This is a genomic window from Parasedimentitalea maritima, assembly GCF_005771405.1.
In the GTDB taxonomy this organism is placed as follows: Bacteria; Pseudomonadota; Alphaproteobacteria; order Rhodobacterales; family Rhodobacteraceae; genus Parasedimentitalea; species Parasedimentitalea maritima.
The window spans coordinates 54,463-75,832 of sequence record NZ_VAUA01000012.1; the positions used below are offsets into that span (position 1 = coordinate 54,463).

Annotated in this window: 16 protein-coding genes; 6 read left to right on the forward strand and 10 right to left on the reverse strand. The window is 51.0% G+C overall.

The window, feature by feature from the left end:
* Window positions 1-9: 9 nt before the first annotated feature.
* Window positions 10-3,513, reverse strand: coding sequence for a hypothetical protein (locus FEE96_RS20320; RefSeq protein WP_138164966.1), 3,504 nt, complete (start codon window positions 3,511-3,513; stop codon window positions 10-12).
* 264 nt (window positions 3,514-3,777) lie between these two features.
* Entirely contained in the window at window positions 3,778-5,673 is a 1,896-nt protein-coding gene (locus FEE96_RS20325) for a hypothetical protein (RefSeq protein ID WP_138164967.1), read from the reverse strand.
* A gap of 259 nt (window positions 5,674-5,932) precedes the next feature.
* On the opposite strand from FEE96_RS20325, the gene FEE96_RS24145 reads away from it, so the two are divergent.
* Entirely contained in the window at window positions 5,933-6,211 is a 279-nt protein-coding gene (locus tag FEE96_RS24145) for an autotransporter outer membrane beta-barrel domain-containing protein (protein WP_138165060.1), read from the forward strand.
* 217 nt (window positions 6,212-6,428) lie between these two features.
* Here the strand turns inward: FEE96_RS24145 and FEE96_RS23705 are convergent, their stop codons facing one another.
* Together FEE96_RS23705 and FEE96_RS20335 are read right to left on the reverse strand one after the other, a co-directional pair.
* Window positions 6,429-6,722 (reverse strand): sensor histidine kinase, encoded by a 294-nt coding sequence (locus FEE96_RS23705; RefSeq protein ID WP_342770988.1) that lies wholly within the window; start codon window positions 6,720-6,722, stop codon window positions 6,429-6,431.
* Window positions 6,623-7,357, reverse strand: coding sequence for a histidine kinase dimerization/phospho-acceptor domain-containing protein (locus FEE96_RS20335; protein ID WP_212744805.1), 735 nt, complete (start codon window positions 7,355-7,357; stop codon window positions 6,623-6,625). Before FEE96_RS20335 ends, FEE96_RS23705 begins: the two co-directional genes overlap by 100 nt.
* Before the next feature lie 311 nt (window positions 7,358-7,668).
* On the opposite strand from FEE96_RS20335, the gene FEE96_RS20340 reads away from it, so the two are divergent.
* Both FEE96_RS20340 and FEE96_RS20345 read left to right on the forward strand, forming a co-directional pair.
* On the forward strand, window positions 7,669-8,715 hold the full coding sequence (locus FEE96_RS20340) for a LacI family transcriptional regulator (RefSeq protein ID WP_138164968.1): 1,047 nt from the start codon (window positions 7,669-7,671) through the stop codon (window positions 8,713-8,715).
* Between the two features lie 27 nt (window positions 8,716-8,742).
* Window positions 8,743-9,996 carry an AGE family epimerase/isomerase gene (locus FEE96_RS20345; protein WP_138164969.1) on the forward strand — a complete coding sequence of 418 codons (1,254 nt, stop codon included), beginning with the start codon at window positions 8,743-8,745 and terminating at the stop codon, window positions 9,994-9,996.
* A gap of 82 nt (window positions 9,997-10,078) precedes the next feature.
* Here the strand turns inward: FEE96_RS20345 and FEE96_RS20350 are convergent, their stop codons facing one another.
* From FEE96_RS20350 to FEE96_RS20375, 6 genes are read right to left on the reverse strand one after another with little or no spacing between them, the layout of a single operon-like run.
* Window positions 10,079-11,158 (reverse strand): ABC transporter ATP-binding protein, encoded by a 1,080-nt coding sequence (locus FEE96_RS20350; RefSeq protein ID WP_138164970.1) that lies wholly within the window; start codon window positions 11,156-11,158, stop codon window positions 10,079-10,081.
* 9 nt (window positions 11,159-11,167) lie between these two features.
* Window positions 11,168-12,010: a carbohydrate ABC transporter permease gene (locus FEE96_RS20355; RefSeq protein WP_138164971.1), complete on the reverse strand. Its 843-nt coding sequence runs from the start codon at window positions 12,008-12,010 to the stop codon at window positions 11,168-11,170.
* Window positions 12,011-12,019: 9 nt separating this feature from the next.
* Entirely contained in the window at window positions 12,020-12,955 is a 936-nt protein-coding gene (locus FEE96_RS20360; protein ID WP_171021767.1) for a carbohydrate ABC transporter permease, read from the reverse strand.
* Window positions 12,952-14,214 (reverse strand): ABC transporter substrate-binding protein, encoded by a 1,263-nt coding sequence (locus tag FEE96_RS20365; RefSeq protein WP_138164973.1) that lies wholly within the window; start codon window positions 14,212-14,214, stop codon window positions 12,952-12,954. The genes FEE96_RS20360 and FEE96_RS20365 overlap by 4 nt, the downstream gene beginning before the upstream one ends.
* 36 nt (window positions 14,215-14,250) lie before the next feature.
* A complete protein-coding gene (locus tag FEE96_RS20370) occupies window positions 14,251-15,414 on the reverse strand; it encodes an aminotransferase class I/II-fold pyridoxal phosphate-dependent enzyme (RefSeq protein WP_138164974.1) in 1,164 nt (387 codons plus the stop codon).
* A complete protein-coding gene (locus tag FEE96_RS20375) occupies window positions 15,411-16,109 on the reverse strand; it encodes a FadR/GntR family transcriptional regulator (protein WP_246079528.1) in 699 nt (232 codons plus the stop codon). The genes FEE96_RS20370 and FEE96_RS20375 overlap by 4 nt, the downstream gene beginning before the upstream one ends.
* A 517-nt stretch (window positions 16,110-16,626) precedes the next feature.
* On the opposite strand from FEE96_RS20375, the gene FEE96_RS23865 reads away from it, so the two are divergent.
* From FEE96_RS23865 to FEE96_RS20395, 3 genes are read left to right on the forward strand one after another with little or no spacing between them, the layout of a single operon-like run.
* A complete protein-coding gene (locus FEE96_RS23865) occupies window positions 16,627-18,153 on the forward strand; it encodes a hypothetical protein (RefSeq protein ID WP_246079529.1) in 1,527 nt (508 codons plus the stop codon).
* Window positions 18,154-18,158: 5 nt separating this feature from the next.
* Complete coding sequence (locus tag FEE96_RS20390) at window positions 18,159-19,064, forward strand: hypothetical protein (RefSeq protein ID WP_138164975.1); 906 nt, start codon at window positions 18,159-18,161, stop codon at window positions 19,062-19,064.
* Complete coding sequence (locus tag FEE96_RS20395; protein ID WP_246079530.1) at window positions 19,065-21,359, forward strand: glycosyltransferase family 2 protein; 2,295 nt, start codon at window positions 19,065-19,067, stop codon at window positions 21,357-21,359.
* Window positions 21,360-21,370 lie beyond the last annotated feature (11 nt).

Below are 21,370 nucleotides of genomic sequence, written 5' to 3' on the forward strand. Positions count from 1 at the left end.
GGACCCCGATTAAGCCGGTTGTAATTTTGTAAGAACATCTACGTCAAATCCGTGTAATGCCGAGGCAAAACCGTCCCATGACTTGTTTGAGAACGGATTGCCGCGATAAACCTTAAGCGCCGGATGGGCGTCCATTTCGGTACGTATTCTACGCACTTCCGCCAAAGCTTTTTCCCTAACCAAAGCCAGTGCTTTCTTGCGGGTCACGGTGTTTGTGTCCGCAAGGGCCGCGGCCGCTTCAACAGCAATGTTTTTGTCCAGGGTCAGGATTTTCTTAAAATTGGGGTAGGTAACCAACCGAAGGGTTCCGGCGACGTCTGCAGCCGCGTCTTTCAACTCTTCCAGCGCCTTATCTTCCTCGGCCACACCCGAAGGTTTGTATTTGGCCTTATCAATGATGCTGTCTGCAACGTTCGACGCTGACTGTGAGATATTTTCCATTTTGGTTTTCAGCGCATCTTCCCATCCGGGGAAATCAGGGCCCGTTGCCTTGCCTGATTTGATGACCGAAAGGTTCTGAAGTTCGTCATCCAATTGCTTTGCACTGGAAATTTGCGGCTTGATCTGAGCCACCCCCTGTACGGGGTCAGTTATTTTCTTGGTCGCATCAAACTGCGCTTTCATAGCATCATATACGTTTTTGTATTCGGTATAAGACGCGAGAGTAGATTTCTCTTTTTCCAAAGTCGCGGCCGCATGCTTCAGAGATGCTTCAACTTTTTCCTTACCACTTTCAAATTCGGCGACCGCAGCCTTGCGGTCAGACGCGCCTTTGGCTTCTTTCTCGAGGAATTTTGCAAAATCCTCGAGAGCTTTAAGGCCATTACTCGATGGATCAAATTCGGCCATCTTGCCGTCTATCTTGGCCTCTATCGCTTCGGCTTTCGCCTTAGCAGTTCTGATACCGGTTTCCGATTTGGTCTCGAGCGTCTGGCGCGCCGTATTGATGTCGGATTTAAACTCACCTTCGAGCCCGTCACTTTCCAGCGCCGGGCCGATGTCTTCCAGCGCTTTTTTCATGCGGGCCAACAAAGCGTCTGCTTCCTTAAGCTCTCCGGGGGCACTGGTGTACCCAAGCATTAAGGCCCCGGGCCCTTTCTTAATAAGGTCTCGCAATTGATCTGCCAGGTTTGGTTTAGGCGCCTTTTTACCACCAGCCAGCTTTGCTTCGACCCGTTTTACGACGATTTCCGCTTTGTCATATGCTTTGGACAAAGCTGTTGCCTCTACCTTTTTGGCTTCGAGTGCCGCGTGCAGTTCATCCACTTTTAGTTTGGCCTTCGCTGGCAGGTAACCAGTGATATAATTGTCTTTGAAATTCTCAAATTCAACCTTCAGTTCGTAAAGGCCGTCCGGAACCCAGGAAGAAAATCGCTTTGCCGCCAGCAGCTTAGTACATTCCTTGACCTGTTTCGCCACGTAATCATAGTCGGGGCCACCTTTTGATATTGCAGCCAGGTCCGCCTGGCCCTTGGCAACGGCGGCTTCAATTTCAGCGAAACAATCCGGGGACTGACTTTGGGCAAGCAGTTCCAACATTGTGGCCTGTTCAAGCAGCAGGTCCATAGCTTCGCGCGGAATATGCTTGTCTGAAACTTTGTCCTGTGTTCCACCACGCTCCGTCTTTATCTCGAAGTACTTTGTGACACCGTCTTGTTCGATGACCAACAGTTTGTCCGAAGGGACATCAGCCAACTGGGCTTCCTGTAATTCCTTTGTATTATACATAGATAACAGGCCCTGCAGGATCTCGTTCTTTGCATCCTGCGCCCGGTCGCGGGCCAATTGGTCACGCTGCTGCGGTACATAGGCAGCAATTGCCTGTGCCAGTGCCTTATCAAAATTGTCAGCATGGGCCTGAATGCTTGCAACATCAGGTACGTCTTTTGCGACTTCAATGTCCCGCGCTTTGGCAATTTTCTTAAGCTGGGTACGTAGTGTGTTTTGCTCGTCCCCTCCACGGCCCCAAAACCGGTCGAGTTCCACATTAAACGACGCGAGCTGTTTGTTCAGCTTTTCAATCTCTGACAACGGCGGTTCCTGTGCCGGTGGCAATGCCATCCGGGCGGACTCGCGAAAGACTTGGTGCAGACTGCGCGCCTTGATAAAGGCAAATTCTGCTTCTGGGTTTTTACCCGCTTCAGCAAGTTTTTTACCTTCGTCGATGATGCTCATAAGGATGTTGAACTGATCCTCATCAAGATAGGTAATTTCCTCTTCGTCGGGAAACAGCTTTGCATCCAGGACAACGCGTTTTCGGTCAGTTTCGTATTGATTGGCCTGATTGAAATACATCCCGCCATTGCCAACCAACATCTCCAATGACGGTTCGCCAGGTGGCCGCAACTTCGTTTCCGGATCAGCAAGCAAATTGGTAACCGTCTCCACCGGGTCTTCAAACCACTCCCACAACTCACTCTCAGCCTCGGCGATCTTGGCTGCATGTTGGGCCATCAAGGCTTCATAGGCTTCAAGTCGGCGTTTACGGGCTACGAGCTCATCCAGTTGCGCCTGCGCCTCGTGAAACGCTGCTGCGGCTTCTCGTTTGGCAACACCAGGCTTGGCATCGGCAAAGGCGACGCGCAGCTCCGTAACGTCCAATGTCAGCGCGTCGGTCTGTCGGTTCAACGTTTTCAGGCTTTCGGTGATAATCTTGGTGCGCTGCATTTCACGTGCCGCAACAGGACTACCATCTGCCATCAGTTGGGCAATTTTATCGTGCGCATGCCCGTTGATTGCATTGATCAAAATATCAATTATGGGTTGGCGGTCGCCCTTGAGTTTCTCAACCAGGTCCCCAGCCGACGAGACCAAACTATCTCGCAGAGAAGCCTTATCCGGGTTTTGGGCGTCAACAATCATCGCATCAATACGATCACGGCATTTTCGGCACAGCAAATCATGATCTGCCAACGCCTGAGATCGCTGTCGTTCAGCAACCTCATCCGGCAGCTCCAGTCTCACGATGCTCTCTGATAACAGCTTAGTGTCTTCAAACTGTTTAAGCGACTGAATCTCTGTGCGTTTTTTGAACAGAACTCCAATTGTTCCATCTTCTATAAGTTTGGGCTGATCTGGTATTTTGGCCTTCAAATAAACAAGGTTTACTTGATGTGTTTCCAGACTTCTCCTGCCCTGTTCAAATTCAGGGTTTTCAGAATCCGCGTTTGTTATAGAAACGTGGATACCGTCCACCGCCTGCTTGATTGACGTATATGACTTAGTCAGGGTGACAACTGTTTCACGAAAATCCAGAACTTCCGCATTTACCTGCCCTTTGGGTATCGACTTAAGAGCTTGGCTGCACTGTCCCAACATGGCCCGAATTGCATCAAGCAAAGAGTCTACTTCGGCTTTTTTCTCCAAATAGCTCTGGTAGTCTTGCTTGACCTTTTCGTTATGCTCAATTTCCGCGTTCTGTTTGGCCTTTTTTCGCTTGAACATTCCTGCGGACGGCACGACGTGTAGATAATTTGCTAGGAACGTCAATTGGGTTGATGTCAATTCAGTCATTAGAACAATCCATTGCTGGCAACTCGCGAAACTCTTTAGAAACAGTTTCCTAAGAAAATTAACCCACTGTCGTGTGCAATATCGTGTGTGTCAACAAAACTGGCGTGCAGGACGTAAATAGTTTCCAGAGACTTTATTAGAGATAATAACGTGAGGTGAAACGAGCGGCAATGACGCCTTGAGTCAACATTGCCCAGACGGCAGAGAACTGCCGAAACAGAAAACGATCGCCTTTTCCTGACACCATAGTATCCGCTGATACCGTCAGGCCGCGAGGACCTTGTCAATTTCGCCAAGTGCAGCGCGTGAAGTGGACGCGACGGCAACATTCGCAAACCCGTTGCCCTGATCGACATCTTTGAAAAATGGAGCATTGAGCTCGTTTTGATATTCATTCACCAACGAACGAGCCTGTTTTTTCGCGGCTTCCCGCTGCTCACCTTCCTTGGAATTGACGATTTCATCGAGCTTATCTTCCAGTCGGGCATCTAGCTTTTCGATATAACCAGTCAGATTTCCAACTCTATCACCAACCTCTTTCAAATCATTGTTTCCCGAGCAAAATTTGAGAATGGCCGATTGCAATTTCTCAATTTCCAATTTGAGCACGCCGCGCGTTTTGTTCCAGTTCAGGCGGGAAATCGCGAAAGGCTGAACATCCGACGGAATTTCCGAATGCTGGGCCGTTTCCTCCAGCGTCGCGCCAGCTGCAATCATCTCTTCCGCGAGCTTTAGTTGGTTCCACGCCTTTGCATGATCCGGGCCCGGCACCAGTTCAACCGCGGTGTTGAACAGGATACTCAGCTTGTTCGGATCCGCGACTTTACCCGCCGATATGGCCGCTACGAAATTGGGCATCACCCGATCTATCGCTGCCTGCAATTTCAACGCGTCGCGGACCTTATCCAGCCCGCTGACCGCCGCCTTTATCTCGCCACCAGAAAGATTGTTCTGTATCTGGTCAAGTTGAGTGATCAACGATGATTGCACATCGCCTGGCGGCAGCGCGTTAACGTTCTTGCGCACCGCGTCAACGTCGGCCAGAATCTTTGCAACACGCGGATCTTGCTCCGGTTTGGCCGCAGCCTGAGCCGTATCGGTTCCCGCAAGTTTATCCAGAGCGGCTTCAATTCTCGAAAGGCCTGTTTCGGCAGCGGTTGCATCCTTTTTCTTGATACTGGCTGCGACCCCCAGCAAGGCTTTTTGCAGCTTTTCGGCGGTAACTTCGGGCATTTTTGCAATGCGCAGCTGCAACGCTTTTAGACGGGTGATCAACGCAGCCAAGTCTGCGTTTTCGGGCTGCTGTGCAGAGATCTCCGCCGCCTCCTCGCTGGCAGAGGTCCCGCTAATTTTCGCCAGTGCGGCCTCTATCTGGCCCATTGTGGTGCGAGCAGGCTCCAATTCTCCCCGTTTGATCTTTTGAACAACGTCCGCCAAGGCCTGATTGAGCTTGTCAGCTACCTGGTCTGGCGCCTGTTTGAGCAGCGGCTGAGCTACTTTGATCCGGGCAACTAAGTCGGATGAATCCCCAGCGCCAGCTGCCTCGGTTGCTGTACCTTGTTCAGCTCGTAGCTTGTCCAGCGCTGCTTCGATCCGGACCATTCCCTGATCGGCGGCGGCGAAATCTTGAGCTTTAACCTGTGCAACCACACCATCAAGTGCGGATTTGAGTTTTTTGGAGAAGGGCGCTGGGGCTGTGGCGACACGGGGTTGTGCGGCCTTAATACGGGTTACGAGTCCTGCTGCGTCGCCACCTTTGATGACAGCCCGGGTGCCCTCATCCTGCTGACTGGGGTCGGTAGGCAGATCTTCGATGTCTTCGTCCAGCACATTTCCGTCGGCATCAAGAACCCGGACGTTCAGCGATACTTTGTTGGCTTTCAGGAATTTCTTTAACAGGCGCGCCAGCGCAGGGACAGCACGCTCGCAAGTCAGCGACATTAGTTTTTCTTCAACGACGCACATACCAAAGGCAACTTTAGCGCCCATGCCTTCTTTTTTGGCAGCCTTGCCTAAAATCTCGGCCGAGCGTTTGCGGTGCATAGCTAAGTAGTGTTCGGACTCGTTCTTGCCAGGGTTAAAGGCAAACGGCAACGGTCCCTTACGTGCCAGTTTTATCATTTTCTTCAGCTCAGGGCCTTCGATCTTGAATTCTGACATGCCGTCCTCTGCAGTGAATTTCCTATCTCCAGCACGCTAGCGCACTGCAATTCGGTTGTATAGGCAGCGTTAACGGATTACCTTGACGATCCTTCTGGAACAGGTAGCGGCGGCTGTATGTGCAAGTTTCCCTATAGCATAAGTGTCCCGCATGAGTGTCGAGTTGTCAGGTGATCGATGGGCTGCAGACGAAAGTGCGGTCTGGGGCTACTATGGCGCGTCTAATACCAATGTCATGTCTTAATATTGAAGTGGCTCAATATCGACTGAAGGCTACGGTCTTGGTATCACGGGTGCTTGGTTGGGCCATAGTGGGTTCTATTTTGATAATCAGGCGCAGTTCAGCTGGTCTGACGGTGATTTGAGTGACTCCCCAGTTGGTTCTCTTGTCGAAGGCAACAGGGGCTTTGGTTACTCGCTTAACACTGAAGTTGGAAAACGCATCTTCATGAATATCCGCTGGGCAGCTCACCCCCTTGCACGAAGTTTGAAGGTACAGGCTATGCAAAGGTCGCTAACTGCGCCTTGCCGCCGTTGATACGGCCGTCGTGCTGTCCGCCTTTTGTATCGGATGCTGTACGACCCGCCTAGGTCGTGAAACAGCGACCAACCGACATTGCTGGGACGTGTCCATTTATCCACCGTCAACGACTGCTATGAAAAGCATTTCGATCGTACGCAGCTGTAGGGCCCAACTGGAGCTTTCGGCCCTGAGATGTCGCAGGCGAGTTTTGCGTCGACCGAAACTATAATTGTCAGAAAACGATGCGAAAACAGGTCCCGTTTTCCCGAGGTTCTAAGGACAGGCTTCCCCCCAGTGCCTCAACAGTTGATTTTACGATATTTAGCCCCATTCCAGTCCCGCCTTGTTCTCGCCGTGTCGTGAAAAAGGGAGTCATGATTTTTTCCCGATTTCCCTTACTGATACCAGTGCCATCATCGCTAACCGTCAACCAAACTCCTTTGGGATTCGTGCCAGCTTCCAGATTGACTGTACCGGCCTCATGTTGGGCGGCATTTTCCAAAAGATGTGCCAAGATGATCCGCAATGTGTTTTGGTGGACAGGCAGAGTAAAATTCTCGTTTTCACCCCGATGTCGAGGTGGGGGAAGCTGGAACAGATGTCTTTTTCTAACCCACCTAGATTGCAGGCCCCAACGTTTGCATTTTGGTCAGCTAGGCTGAATTTGCGCATGCTGGCCAATAGCTCTTCCATGCGGGCTGCATCATTCTCGATGTTATCAAGAAACCTATGCCGCTGTTCATCCGTCATTTCATTTTCACGCAGCAATTCAGCGGCGCCCTTCACCGCAGTCAGTGGCGATTTTAATTCATGCGTCACATGAGCCGTATAGGATTTCAATGCGTTTTGCTGGTCCTGAAGCCGCGCCGTCAGTGATTGAAAACTGTTGCTGAGATTTTCAATTTCTCGGGTTCCATAGTGGTTGATAGGTTCCCATCTTCTGCCTCCGTTCCCAATTGACCGTGTGCGCTGCATTAAGGTGTGTATCGGGCGGGTAATGAAACGCCAGAACACCAGGCCAATCAAAGCCGTGGAAATGAAGATGAAAGCGCCCGCTTTGGCAAGGGTGAAACGTTCGCCGTAAAGGAAGCGAAAGATGTGATTTGGGGTGCGGCTTATGTAGACTACTCCAATAATGTTATCTTTGACGGTGACGGGCATCTGATGCCAAGAGCGCTGGTATCGGGTCAATTTGTGGTTCACTGCAACAGAGGGTCGTGGTGTTTCTCTCGCTCTCAAATATCGATGGAGAGCGACATCAAACATCTAGTGGCGAGATTTTTTTTGCGTGATGTTTGCAGTTAGCAATTTATAACGTAGTAATGTTAGTCCTTATCAAGACGTCATCGCATTGTTTTCTGTCAAAAGTGTAGGTTTTTCGGGGTTTGGTTGGTGTTTATCTTTGTAATGGTGACATGCTCATTTATAACGATCTAAATCGATGTGAGCTTTCCTGAAGTTGATGTGCAAAGATGGCTGAAAATCTTGTTAAGTCGCGCCCCACCCAGCGTACAATCGCTGATAAGGTTGGGATGTCTGTTGGAGCGGTGTCGCGAGCTTTGGCAAATGATCCAATGATGGCAAAAGACACTCGGGCTCTGGTTCAGAAGACTGCCAAAGAGCTTGGCTATTCACCTGATAGAGCGGCGCAACGGCTGCGCACAGGGCGGACACATGTTATCAATTTGATATTGCCACCACATGAGGAAATTCTTGGATTTGGCACACAGTTGATCCGGGGTATCAGCACCCGCCTTGAAAGCACCAATTATCATCTTGTGGTGCTGCCTGATTTTGGCACTGAGCAGTCTGTTGAACATATTGAGCGGATCGTTCAGGACAAACTCGCGGATGGTATCATTTTCTCGCGCACGATGCCTAACGACAGTCGAATTCGGTTTCTTTCGGAGGCGGAGTTTCCATTTGTAACACATGGTCGTTCGGAATTGGCGACGCAGCATCCGTTTGTTGATTTTGACAATTTTGGATTTGGACAAAGCGCTGCAAAGATGTTGTTAGACCGTGGGTCAAAGCATTTGAGTATTTTGTTACCGCCAAAAGAGTTTACGTTTCACCATCACCTTCTGCATGGATTCATGTCTTGCGTGCACAAATCGGGTGTTGAATTCGAGATCATAAAGGATGTCACACTAGATAGTGGGGCAGACCAAATACATGCATGGTTCCAGACCAGATTCAACGCTCCGAATGCTCCGGATGGGTTGGTCCTTCCGGGAGATGTATCTGGTTTAGCTGCACTTGCGGCGATCCAGGATTTGGGTTTGATCCCAGGGCGAGATATCAACGTCGTCGTCAAGCACACGTCCAGGGTCTTCGACTTTGTTAGACCAAAGGTGGACAGCCTATATGAGGACCTGTCAGCAGCCGGTGAACACCTGACAGACTTCTTGCTAAAACGGATTTCTGGTGAACCCAATGCTGGCCTTCAGTTTATCCAACCTGTTCTGAGCACACAAACGGGCACGGCTGTACACGCCGAACCAAAATTGTGCACCTAAACCTTCAGCTAACATGGTGAGACTACTTTGAAAAATATATCCCATGACCACAACTCTAAGGCTGACCAGTATCGATTTGGAACAGCTGCACATCGTGCCTTTTTGATCGAAGATGCGCGACGGCAGTTTGATTTTTTTCAAGCCAGCGTTCGACCTGAAGGCGGATTTCACACGCTTGATTACAAAGGGTTGCCGCTGACAGATACAGTGCAGGAATTGCATACGACCACTCGGTTGATCCATTCGTATGCATTGGGGAAGATTGCCGGGCATAAGGGATGTGAGGCGGTAATCGGCACGGGGATGGACTACCTTTGGAGCCATCACCGGGATCGCGATCATGGTGGGTATCTTTGGGCGCTGGATGGGAATGAGATCCACGATGACCGTAAGCTTGCCTATGGGCATGCTTTTGTATTGTTGGCGGGTGCAAGTGCCAAAATGGCCGATCACCCCGATGCGGACCGATTGATTGATGATGTCACGACCATTCTTGAAACCCGCTTTTGGGAAGACAGCCATGGGCTTTTCTCTGATGAATGGAACCGTGATTGGTCACCGTTTTCGACCTATCGTGGATTGAATGCAAATATGCACAGTGTTGAGGCATTGTTGACAGCCTATGAATCCACCGGCCGCGAACGCTATCTGGTTATGGCAGGACGGATCCTTGATTTTCTTGTATACCGGATAGGAGCAAATGAAGGGTGGCGACTACCGGAACACTATACGCAAGATTGGAAAATCGATCGCACCTATAGTGGGAATCCGATGTTCCGTCCGGCCGGGACAACGCCTGGCCATTCCTTTGAACTGGCGCGGCTTTTGTTACAGCATTGGGATCTATCCGGGCGATCGAACGCTGATGTCATCGATACTGCGTGGTTACTTACCAAGCGCGCACTGTCGGATGCGTGGGTTCCAGAGACTGGCGGGTTTGTCTATACGCTTGATTTTGAGGGAGTGCCTGCGGTCACTTCACGGTACTGGTGGCCGGTGACCGAGGCAATTGGTGTTCTGGCCAGCTTTCTAAAGCTTGAGCCGACGGAAGAGCTACACCAGTGGTACAGTCGTTTGTGGAAGTTTGCCGATACGCATTTCATCGACCATCAGCACGGAGGTTGGTTTCCGGAAATTGATGCTCGAGGGGATCCAACAGCAATACAGTTCAACGGGAAACCTGACATTTATCACTCTGTGCAAGCCGCGCTTTTCCCGTTGCCTACAGGTGTTTCCAAGCCTGGCGTCGAATTGAAAGATGTTTTGACAACTCTCAAATGACGTAAGTCACTTATAAAACGGGTTTTTTCTTGAAACCCATACCCGGAGCGCAGGTCGTCCGGGTATGGTGAGGTGCACAAAGTTAGGCAGCCAGCGTGATGCGCTGGCCAAGGGACTGGCCATCCGCTGAAAAAATATGGGTGTTATGGAGCTGAAAACGCAGGCCGATTTTGTCACCAGGTTGGTTTGGGACATTGCCGTGGACCCTCACCATCAAAGGCCCAATACCATCGACCCGGACAAAGAGGTTTGTGTCAGACCCTAAATGTTCAACCACCTCCGATTCGGCGTCGAAATCTCCGGTCCCATATGGCAGAACGTCAATGTGCTCGGGACGAATTCCGAGCTCGGCTGCTGCGTTCAAGTCGAGCATGTCAGAAAGAGAAATTTTTGTTCCATTGGCCAGTGTCACACCATTTTTGGCAGGTGATACGGGGATGATGTTCATTGTTGGAGATCCGATGAATTGGGCAACAAATCGGTTTGCAGGGCGTTCATAGAGTTCAAGGGGAGACCCGACCTGCTGAATGTTACCTCCTTCCAACACCACAATTCGATCTGCAAGGGTGAGGGCTTCTACCTGGTCGTGGGTGACATAGACCATTGTTGCGCCAAGTCTTTTGTGTAATCGCGCAATCTCCAATCGCATTTCAACACGTAAAGAGGCGTCAAGGTTGGACAATGGCTCATCAAACAAAAAGGCGCGGGGATCTCGGATGATGGCGCGCCCCATGGCGACCCGTTGGCGTTGGCCACCAGACAGTTCCTTTGGGTAACGAGACAGCAGATTTTCGAGACCGAGAACTTTGGCAGCTTCTAGCACACGTTGCTTACGCTTGATCTTATCGTCGCCGCGGATTTCCATCGAAAATCCCATGTTCCGCTCCACATCCATATGCGGATAGAGCGCGTAGGACTGGAACACCATTGCAATGTCTCGGTCGCGCGGTCGCATGTCGTTCATACGAAGCCCGTCAATCAGAAATTCGCCGCCAGAAATCGGTTCAAGCCCTGCAATCATACGCAGAAGCGTTGATTTCCCACAGCCCGAGGGCCCAACCAAAACGATGAATTCGCCGTCTTTTATGTCAAGATTGATGTCGCGCATGACCTCGGTCTGGCCATAGCGTTTCATCAGGTTTTTAATTTCCATACGGGCCATTTGGGCCTCCTATCCTTTAACCGCGCCAGAGGTGAGCCCCTGGACGAGGTAACGTTGGATGAAGATGAAGAAGAGACAGCTGGGGATCAGTGCCAGCACACCGGCGGCCATCATCTGCCCCCAATCAACTGAAAACTTGGACACAAATGTCAACAAGCCAACCGGGAATGTCATGGTGTCATTCTTGCTGATTAACATCAGCGCAAACAGCAATTCAGACCAGGCTGCGGTAAAAACAAATCCTAAAGTAGCCCCCAGGCCTGGCAAAGTAAGCGGTATGACAACTTTGCGCAAAGCCTGGAAACGGGTGCAGCCTTCCATCATAGCTGCTTCTTCCAAGTCCCTGGGAATGCCGTCAAAAAATGACTGCATCAGGAAGGTCGCAAAAGGGATATTGAACGCAGTGTAGACGATGATCAGACTGGACAGGGAATTCAGCAAACCAAATGAGGCGATGATTTTGTAGATTGGCGCAATGATCATCAGGAGTGGGAACATTTGGGTAATCAACATCACGGCGATGATGATTTTCTTGCCACTGAAGTGAAACCTGGAGAACGCATATCCTGCACCGGCAGCAATTACGGTTGTCACCGCTGCTGTCCCCAGTGAAACAATCAGGCTGTTGCCAAAATAGGAGAGGAAATCTGTTTTGAACAAGACTGAAGTGAAATTGCTGAATGTAATTTCGCTGGGCGCTAAATTTGTGCCTTCGGTGAAGATGAGGCGATCTGGCGTCAGCGCTATTTTGAGCAACCAGTAGAGCGGGAACAGCGCAAAGGTTAGGTAGAACGTGATGGCAGCAGATTTGCCCATCATCAGCATTGGGTTTCGACGAGTGGTGTCAGACATCGGCCGTACTCAGACTTTGACAAGTTTCTGCCGAACAAACAGCAGAATGACCGCATAGATCAAAAGCAATCCAAGCAGTGCAACGGCGATGGCAGAGGCGTAGCCGAAATCGAGCTTTCGAAATGCGGTGGTGAAGATATAGGAGGACAGGATCTGGGTGGAATTTGCGGGCCCTCCACCGGTCATAACATAGATCATATCCGCAAAGTTCGCGATCCAGATCGTGCGCAGCATTACAGTGATCGCAATCATTGGAGCGAGAAACGGAAGGGTGATTTTGGTGAAGCACTGCCAGGCGGATGCGCCATCCATTTCGGCGGCCTCATACAATTCACTGGGAATGGACTGCAGGGCTGCCAGCAATGTGATGGCAAAAAACGGAACCCCAAACCATACGTTTGCAGTGATCGGGCCCCAGATGGCGAGATCTGGATCGCCCAAAATATTGTATGGCTCAGACAATAGCCCAAGATCATGCAGCCAATGGGGCAGGGGGCCGATGACTGGATTGAACAACCAGGCCCATGTGAGGGCGGATAAAAATGTGGGCACGGCCCAAGGCAGAAACACCAATGCCTGAAACAACCGTTTGCCGCGAAACTGGGTGTTGAGAAGCAAAGCCAGCCCCAGCCCAAGCAGGAACTGAAGGCTCAACGAACCGATGGTCCAGCGAAAGGTGTTCTCCAGTGCCAGCCAGAATTTGCGATCATCCCAGAGTGCTGCGTAGTTTTCCAAACCAACCCAGCCGGTATCAAACGGTTTGAGCAGTGCAATTGATTGAAACGAATAGGAAATGCCAACAATCAGTGGCACCAGCATGACCACGCCGATCAGGATCAGGGCTGGCGACAGGTAAAAGTAGGGTTCGACCATGTATCGCCAGTAGAATGAGCGCCGCGCCCGGGTTTCCCCGGACGTGACTGAAGTATGGGTGTTGGCGATCATTGCGCCGCTTTCCACGCTGTGTATTCGTCAGTCAAAAATGCAGCCCATTCATCCGCAACATCCTGTGCGCTGCGTTGTCCCAAAAGAGCTTCTTGGCTGCTTTCCAACGCGATGGAATCTGCAAAGAAACCGAATTTTTCAAGATATGACGGCATGATAGTCGGCACATATTCGGCCCCATTGAGGGTTTTGAACCAACCAGCAAACTGATCTGTCTGGAAGTGAGGATCCTGATCAGCGCCTTCGTGGATTGGGATTACGCCGACACGTTTGGTCCAGGTGGAATTGGCATCGGGGCTGGAGAGATGTGCAACCAGGTTCCAGGAGTCTTCTTTGTGCTCAGATGAATCAAACACCGACCAGCCAACAAAACCAATAGTAGGGAAGGCTTTGCCCGAGGGACCAACCGGCATTGGGATAACAGCAAAATCCTCGGCTGGCATACGTTCAGCCACCGCGATCAGGGCATCTGGATCTTGATCTAAGAACGCACAGGTACCAGAGTAGAAGCCGGCAACAATTTCATTGAAGCCCCAATTGACTGAATCTTTTGGTGCATTCCCATTTTGATACATGTCGATCAGAAACTGAAAGCCCTTGACCGAGTCCGGTTCGTTGATGCGGGACTTACCGTCTTCAGTGAAGAAATCATTGGTGCCGTTCATCGCAGCCGCCATCATCACCCATGCGTTCAGGCCTCCGCGGCCACCACGCAGACAATAACCAGATTTTCCATCCAGTTCCGACACTTTGGCCGATGCTGTCATGAATTCATCCATAGTGGCAGGGGGGCTTTCAACACCAGCTTCAGCGAGCAGTTTCTTATTGTAGAACATTGCCCGCAAATAGAACCCATAAGGCACCATATGGGCTTCGCCGCCGGCCAGACGTGCCATGGCCATGGTTTTGTCCGTTAGCGTACCGCCGTGCTCCCATGCTGAAATCTGGTCTTCCAGATTGGCCAGTTTGCCTGATCCGGCATAGAGCGCAAGCCAGCGATCAGGCATTTCGACCACATCCGGAATGTCTCCACCTGCGACCATTGTCGCCAATTTTTCAAACGCTTGTCCCCACGGAAGGGAGATGATTTCAACTTCGACGCCTTCGTTGGCGGCTTCGTATTTATCTACCATTGCCTGCAAAACTTCGGTGCGTTCCGGGCTGGTGATCACTTCTACCAGTTTCAAGGTCGTGTCGGCATATGCTGCTGATCCAGACAGCACTGCAGCTAGGCCAAGGCCTTTAATCAGAGTCTTCATGTTTTCTCCTCCAAGAAATGGCGGGTTAGTCCCGCTTCACAATGTTGCGTGTGAGAGGGCTGTTGTGATGTCAGCCCATAGGTCCTCTGGCTCCTCCAGCCCGAGGTTGAGGCGTACCAATGACGGCGATACGCCAAACCGTTGCATTGAGTTTTTTTCGCCTTTTTGCGAAAGACCGACCTGCGCTGGCATTATCAAACTTTCAAAACCGCCCCAGCTAACGCCCAGCCGGAACAAAGACAGCGCATTTGAAAAACGCTTGATGTCGATGTTTGACGCGAATTCCACCGACATCAGGCCAGACCGCCCTTTTAAGCCGGGAACGGAATTTGAGCTGGGAGAGTGAATTCTGGTGACACAGGACAGGCGTGACAACCGATCCACCATCAGATCCGCAGTGCGTTGATGCTGTTGGATTCGTGCATCTAATGTTCGCAAACCACGTGTCAGCAAAAAGGCCTCAAACGGGGCCAGTTTGGCACCTAAAAGTGGCAGGGCAAGCTCTCGGACTTGGTCGATCATGTCTTGGCTTGCGACCACAACTCCAGCCACTGTATCGGAATGTCCCGAGATGTATTTTGAGGCAGAATGAAGGGTGATGTCGATGCCCAAAGCCAGAGGGTTTTGCAATATTGGGCTGGCCCAGGAATTGTCTATTACCGTTAGTGTACCATGACGCCGCGCATGTTCTGCAACCTTCAGCAAATTGGTGACTTCAAACACCGTTGAGGAAGGGCTTTCGAGGTAAGCCAGCCGCACACCGTCCAGCAAATTGGGGTCATTTTCAAATGCTGTGGGTGAGTGGTAGGATATTTCGACGCCGAATGGACGCAATAGGCGTTCAAATAGGCGGTATGTGTCTGGGTAGACGTGTTCAATGCATGCAACCCTGTCACCCGGTTTGAGAAATGTCATTAGTGTGGACGAAATAGCTGCCATGCCCGAGGCAAACCCCACAGCTGCCTCTCCCTTTTCAGCTTTTGCCATCAAACCTTCGAAGGCGGCGACAGTTGGATTTTGTACCCGCGTGTAGATCGGATCAGAACCATGTCCGGCCATACGGTGTTCGAAGGATTCATAGCTGTCGAAGGTAAAGAGAGAGCTTTGAACGATGGGTGGTGTCACTGAGCCGCCGCTCTCTGCGTGCGCTTCTGCCAATATCGTCGCCAACGAGAGATTTGGATAGTCTGTGCCAGTCATTTGCCCGCACCAATGATCTCGCGCACTTCGGCTTCCACGATGTCCATGATTTGCGTTGTATAATTTACAGCGCTGATTTGATCACCAGAGGCGATTGCTTCGGCCATTGGCCGGTGCAAGACGATGCTGTTTTGACCCAGATGAGGTTTGCCAAATGGAGCTTCATAGATGTCCTGAAAGGCCTTTTGTATTTGCGCAATTAGCTGGCCAAAAAGGGGGTTTCCGGTGGCTGCAAAAATCTCATTGTGAAATCGGTGATCGGCTGGGCGCCAGTCTTCTCCGGCTTCGTAGACAGCCATTAGCTCTGCCATGCGGGCGAGGATAACTTTCCGTTGCTGATCGGTTGCTTCAACTGTGGCAAGGCGGACGGCCTCAATCTCTAGTGGGCGACGCACCGCGTGGGTTCGAAGCAGGCTTTCCGCCTCAAGTTTCATGGTCAGTGGCATATGGACAGAATGCGAAGCGATTTCTGCCGCGAGCCGGGTTCCTGCACCCTTATTGCGCACCACGATGCCCATTTTCTGCCAGGCATTCAGTGCCTCGCGAATTTTGGAGCGGCCAACCCCCAATCGCCGCGCCAATTCAACTTCGGGGGGCAGTTTGTCACCAACAGTAAGCTTGGCTGCCTCAATCAGTTCAACCAATGCGTCAAGCACATCCCGCCCAGCCACAAGAGGTTTGATGTGGTTTAACACCTTGCTTGCCTTCAGATCGTCTGAGGGGAGCGTTTTTCTTTCCGGTCTTAGCACTTTTGGTCTCGCGTTTGTAGTGACTCGTAATGGAATGTAACAATGTCTGACAATGAGTCAACTATGTCTGACATTGTTGAGGGGTAAAGCTTAGCTGATGCGTCAAACATGAGAAACAAATGTACTAGTAGACTGTCTACTGCCCTCTTCATGCTGCATGGCCTTTGCAAAGTGATGCAGGTGTGCAGCTTACGCTTGTCGCGGGTCCCGGCTTCGTTGACATTTTGACTGGAATGAGGGACTGTTTCGCCGAGTATCGAGCAAAACAGCCCAGGAATATAAGGGCGCAAATCGTCGGACAGGTTCTTCAACCAATTACGGGTGAATGGTTTGTTATTGCGACACAAAACCCCGTAGGCAGGTCGCGTTCTTTTGGTCCGATCCAGCTCGGGCAGGCATGAGGCAGGCTAACGTGGCAACTCCAGGTTCTTCATCACAAGATTATACAATTGCAGCCCTTTGGATGGAGGGATCTCTAAGTTTTTTGGAACAACTGTGCCTCAAGTCCTTTGTCGACGCAGGGCATCAGGTGAAATTGTATCACTATGGACCATTGCAAAACGTACCGGATGGAATTGAGCTGGCAAGTGCAGATGAAATTCTTCCGCGTACAGACTTTCTGACTCATCAACGTACCGGCAGCCCGGCTCTGCATTCAGATTTGTTTCGCTACAAGATGCTGGAAAAAAGCGAAAACACGATTTGGGCGGATACTGATGCCTATTGCATGAAGGCATTTAAAACATCCAACGGCCATTTCTACGGCTGGGAGTCAGATAAACACATCAATGGCGGCGTGTTGGGATTGCCAGCAGACAGCGAAACATTACGTGCACTGCTGGAATACACCGAGGATGAATTTGCGATACCTAGCTGGTATGGGGAAGAGTACGTCAGAGAGCTGGAGGAGGCACGTGACGCAGGCAATCCGGTTCATGCCAGCGAGCAGCCCTGGGGGGTATGGGGGCCACATGCGGTCACTCATTTCCTGCACCAGACAGGAGAGGCAAAATACGCATTGCCCCAAGAAGGATTGTACCCTTTTACTTTTAAAGACCGCCGTATGATGTTGAAACGGAACTTTGATGTCGCACCCTATGTGACAGAAAACACGTATTCTATTCACTTGTATGGACGGCGTATGCGCGCCCGTTTAGTCGAAAAAGAAGGTGGTGCACCGAACAACAAAAGCCTGTTGGGCAAGCTGTTGATCAAACATGATATCGATCCTGCAAAGGCCCCGTTGCCTATGCCACGCGCGGCGCAGAAGCTTGCAGAAAACGGACCAATTCCAGCCTCGGACCGTATTGGTCGTGGGCAGAAAAACCTGACTGACTTGGCGGATCGGTTTGGGTCTGACAAGGGATCAACTAAACATCGTTATACCGAACTGTATCAAATGTTGTTCCTGCCGTTTCGTGAGCGTGACATCAATTTCCTCGAAATGGGTTTGCTGATTGGCGGACCAGAACATGGTATCGACAAAGATCGTAAAACCGAGGACCTTCCGTCAATCCGTATGTGGCTGGAGTATTTCGCCAAAGCCAAAATTCACGGCTTGGACGTGTCAGATTTTTCCTGGTTTGAACATGAACGGTTCAAGTTCTTCCGCTGCGATATGGACTCACGCGCAAATATCGCTGAAGCGTCGGGCGCGATGCCGTCTATGGATATAGTGATTGACGATGCTTCACATGCCTCGCATCATCAACAGAACGCGTTTTTAGAGCTGTTTCCCCGGCTGAAATCAGGCGGGCTCTATGTGGTTGAAGATCTACGCTGGCAACCCAAGATGATGGAAAAATCCGGGATTACCAAAACGGCCGATATGTTCCAAGGATACCAGGTCGACGGTGTCTTTACCCATAACGATCCGGATGTGCAGGATCAATTCAATGCGTTGCGCAAAGACATTTCGGGGTGTTTTGTATTTCAGGCCGGGTTCAATAAGAAGAAGCGTGATCAAGTTGCGGTCATCCATAAGCGATAAGCATCATGCCGGACAATATTGATCAAAAGAAAGAAGAGCTTGGCGGGGTACCTTCTTGGTATCGCGAAATTTTTCCGAATGGACCTCGCGATGGGTTTTATCAAAAACTTGGCTTGCATTCGGCCGTGTACGTCGATCGGGGTGCGCACCAATTAGTGGTGTCGTTTGATAATCTGGCCGAAGCCGGTGGCAGGCGCTATGACCGGGAACCCTGGGCCGCTAAATTTTGCGCTGACAATGGCTGGAGTCATTTGGGTATTTTGGCGCAGCCTCCTTCGTGGTTTCGCGACAAGCCTTTGATCCACTTCCTGGAGCACCTACGCGACGCAGGCTTTTTTAAGCGCTTTGATCGGGTGACTTTTTGTGGCGCTTCTATGGGGGGATTTGGGGCGCTGACGTTTTGCGATCTGTCGCCGGGATCGACGGTCATAGCCTTTAGCCCCCAGTCAACGCTGGCGGCTGATCTGGTGCCTTGGGAAAAGCGGTTCGGAAAAGGGCGCAAGATGGATTGGACATTGCCCTATTCAGATGCTGCCAGCCAAACATCGCGCGCAGAACAAGTTTATGTAGTGTACGATCCTTTCTATGAGGATGACGTCAAGCAGGTGTCGCGTCTGAACGGTGACAATATCGTCCACCTTCATAGTTTTGGTCTGGGTCACAAATCGGCTCTGGTTTTAAGGCGAATGGATCGACTGAAGCCGATTATGAAATTAGCCGTAACTGGTAAGCTGAGCCCGCATGAGTTCTATCAGCTCATTCGCAACCGCAAAGACATCTATATGTATCGTTTGCATATGGAGACTTACTTGCTGGCGCGGGGCAAGTCCGGATTGGTGGATATGCTGCGCACTGGGTTCAAACGACGACGCAAAGCGAGCCGAAATGCGGCGAGTTCAGGGAGTGAGTAAGTGACTGTCCTAAGACGCAATTTGGGGCGATCTCCTCAAATTGGAACTGTGCAGCCTGACACAAAAGATATGGTGTTGGACAATATCCACGTGGCGCCAGATTCTGATGGTAAACAGGTGACCCATTTGTTCTTGATGCCAGGTATTGCAGAGCAAGACATTGCTGTTGAGGGTCCCGGAGTAGAGCATGGATTTAGGAGTATCGGTGGGGCAGGGATTGTCACATTACAAAATACTACTAGCAGAAGTGATGTAGTAAGACTGGGCGCTGACATTCTTGACTTGCCTGCGACCACTCCTGAGCTTGATCTGTTTTCCGGATTGAACTGTGCGATCAGTGAGCGCAACGGTGAAACTGCGCGCACTCTGTGTGATTGGTTGCAGTGGCATCAGAGATGGCACGGGTTACAGGGTGCTGTGATTGTGGACCGTTCACTGCCGGATGAGGCGGACCACTTTGCTGTTGAACTGGAGCGGACAATTGCATTGACCGATGGGCTGGGTGATCAGCTGACCATTGTGGTGCTAGCGGCGGATAAGCCGTTGGGTAAACCGGATACTGGGCCGGAAATGCACCCCATGAACGCACCGGATGCACCAGGTAAGGATCGCATGGAGGCTCCCGATCCCGATCCTTGGAATGCGCCGCTGGGAGTTCTGAATCTGTATGAACTTGTACGCCAAAGGTTTCTGTATAATGCGCGCGCCGTAATGAATATCGATGTCTATGACTTGATACCTGCACCCGCGGAGAATGCAGCAACAGTTTTTGATAAGGCCGTGGCGGCCCCACAAGGCCTGGTGGTTCTAGCCGGAGAGCGGGTTTATCCATGGGCGTTGCGCAAGGGACGCAAGGCAAAATTTGGCGATCATATTTGTAGCAAGTTTGATGGAACAAGGCGGCACGGGCGCTGGGTTATTGCTCCCGCTGTTGCCCCGAAAACAGTTGTCTGGCGTTTGGTTCGCGTAGTGGGAGCGGATCCTGCTGCAGAGGTTGTCCCCTTTTATCGCTGCATGTCGTTACGTTACCGGGCAGATGGCGAGGATGCGGGTAAGATCTCGAGGATCGTCCCCAAATCCAGCTTGATAGAAAATGATGAACTGTTGAAAATAGCAAAGTATTGGACGGGTAAGCCTGTTCGGATGCCAAAAGAAAAGACAGAGACGCAACAACAAGTCAGTGACCGGGTGGCGATTGTCACCACGATGAAAAACGAGGGGCCATTTATTTTGGAATGGTTGGCCTATCACCGTGCAATCGGGGTCGATGATTTTTTAGTTTACACCAATGACTGCGATGACGGCACTGACACAATGTTGGCGATGTTGCAGGAGAAAGGGATTGTACAACATCGCGATAATCGCTTTCGCGACACCGGGTTGAAGCCTCAGCATGCGGCCCTGGCCTCGGCTGAAAAGGAGCCGTTGATCCAAAATGCGGGTTGGGCGATTTGTATGGATGTGGATGAATTCATCACAGTTCACACTGGAGATGGGACTTTGAAGGCGCTGTTCGAGGCGGTGCCAGATGCCAACATGATCTCGTTGACCTGGCGGCTGTTTGGTAACGCTGATGTTGAAGAATTCCGTGACGAGTTGATCACCGAACGGTTCACACATTGCGCGCCTTTGATGACCCGCAAACCGCATCAGGCCTGGGGGTTCAAAACTTTGTTCCGCAACATTGGGCTGTTCAAGAAATTGGGGGTACATCGCCCCAAAGGACTGAAGCCGCAATTGGTGGATCAGATTAACTGGGTCAATGGTTCCGGCGTCAACATGCCAAAAGAAGAATACCGAAATGCCTGGCGTTCAACTGTGCAGACGGTTGGATATAACCTGGTGACACTAAATCATTATGCTCTGCGGTCAGCTGAAAGCTTTCTGGTTAAACGGGACAGGGGCAGGGTGAACCATGTCGACCGGGATCAAGGCATGGCCTACTGGTTTCGGATGAACAACAATGCTGAGCAGGATCGCTCTATTTACCGTATGTTGCCGGCGCTGCAAGTTGAGATGGATCGATTGCTGGCAGACCCTGATATCGCGGCGGCCCACGTGTATTCAGTTGCGCGCCATCGCACCCGGATTGACGAGTTGAAGAAAGCCCCAAAATACAGTGATTTCTATGAAGAATTGACTGGTGAGCGGTTGCAGCGTTTGTCGCGTCTGCATGCGCATTTTGGCAGTTCAGTGTTTCTGGCCGGGCCAGAGTGCATACCCGATACAGTATTGTCTGATGACATTGCATCAGACTATTTCTTTTCGGTTCCAAAGACCAAGACACAGCACTAGTTTTACTGTCC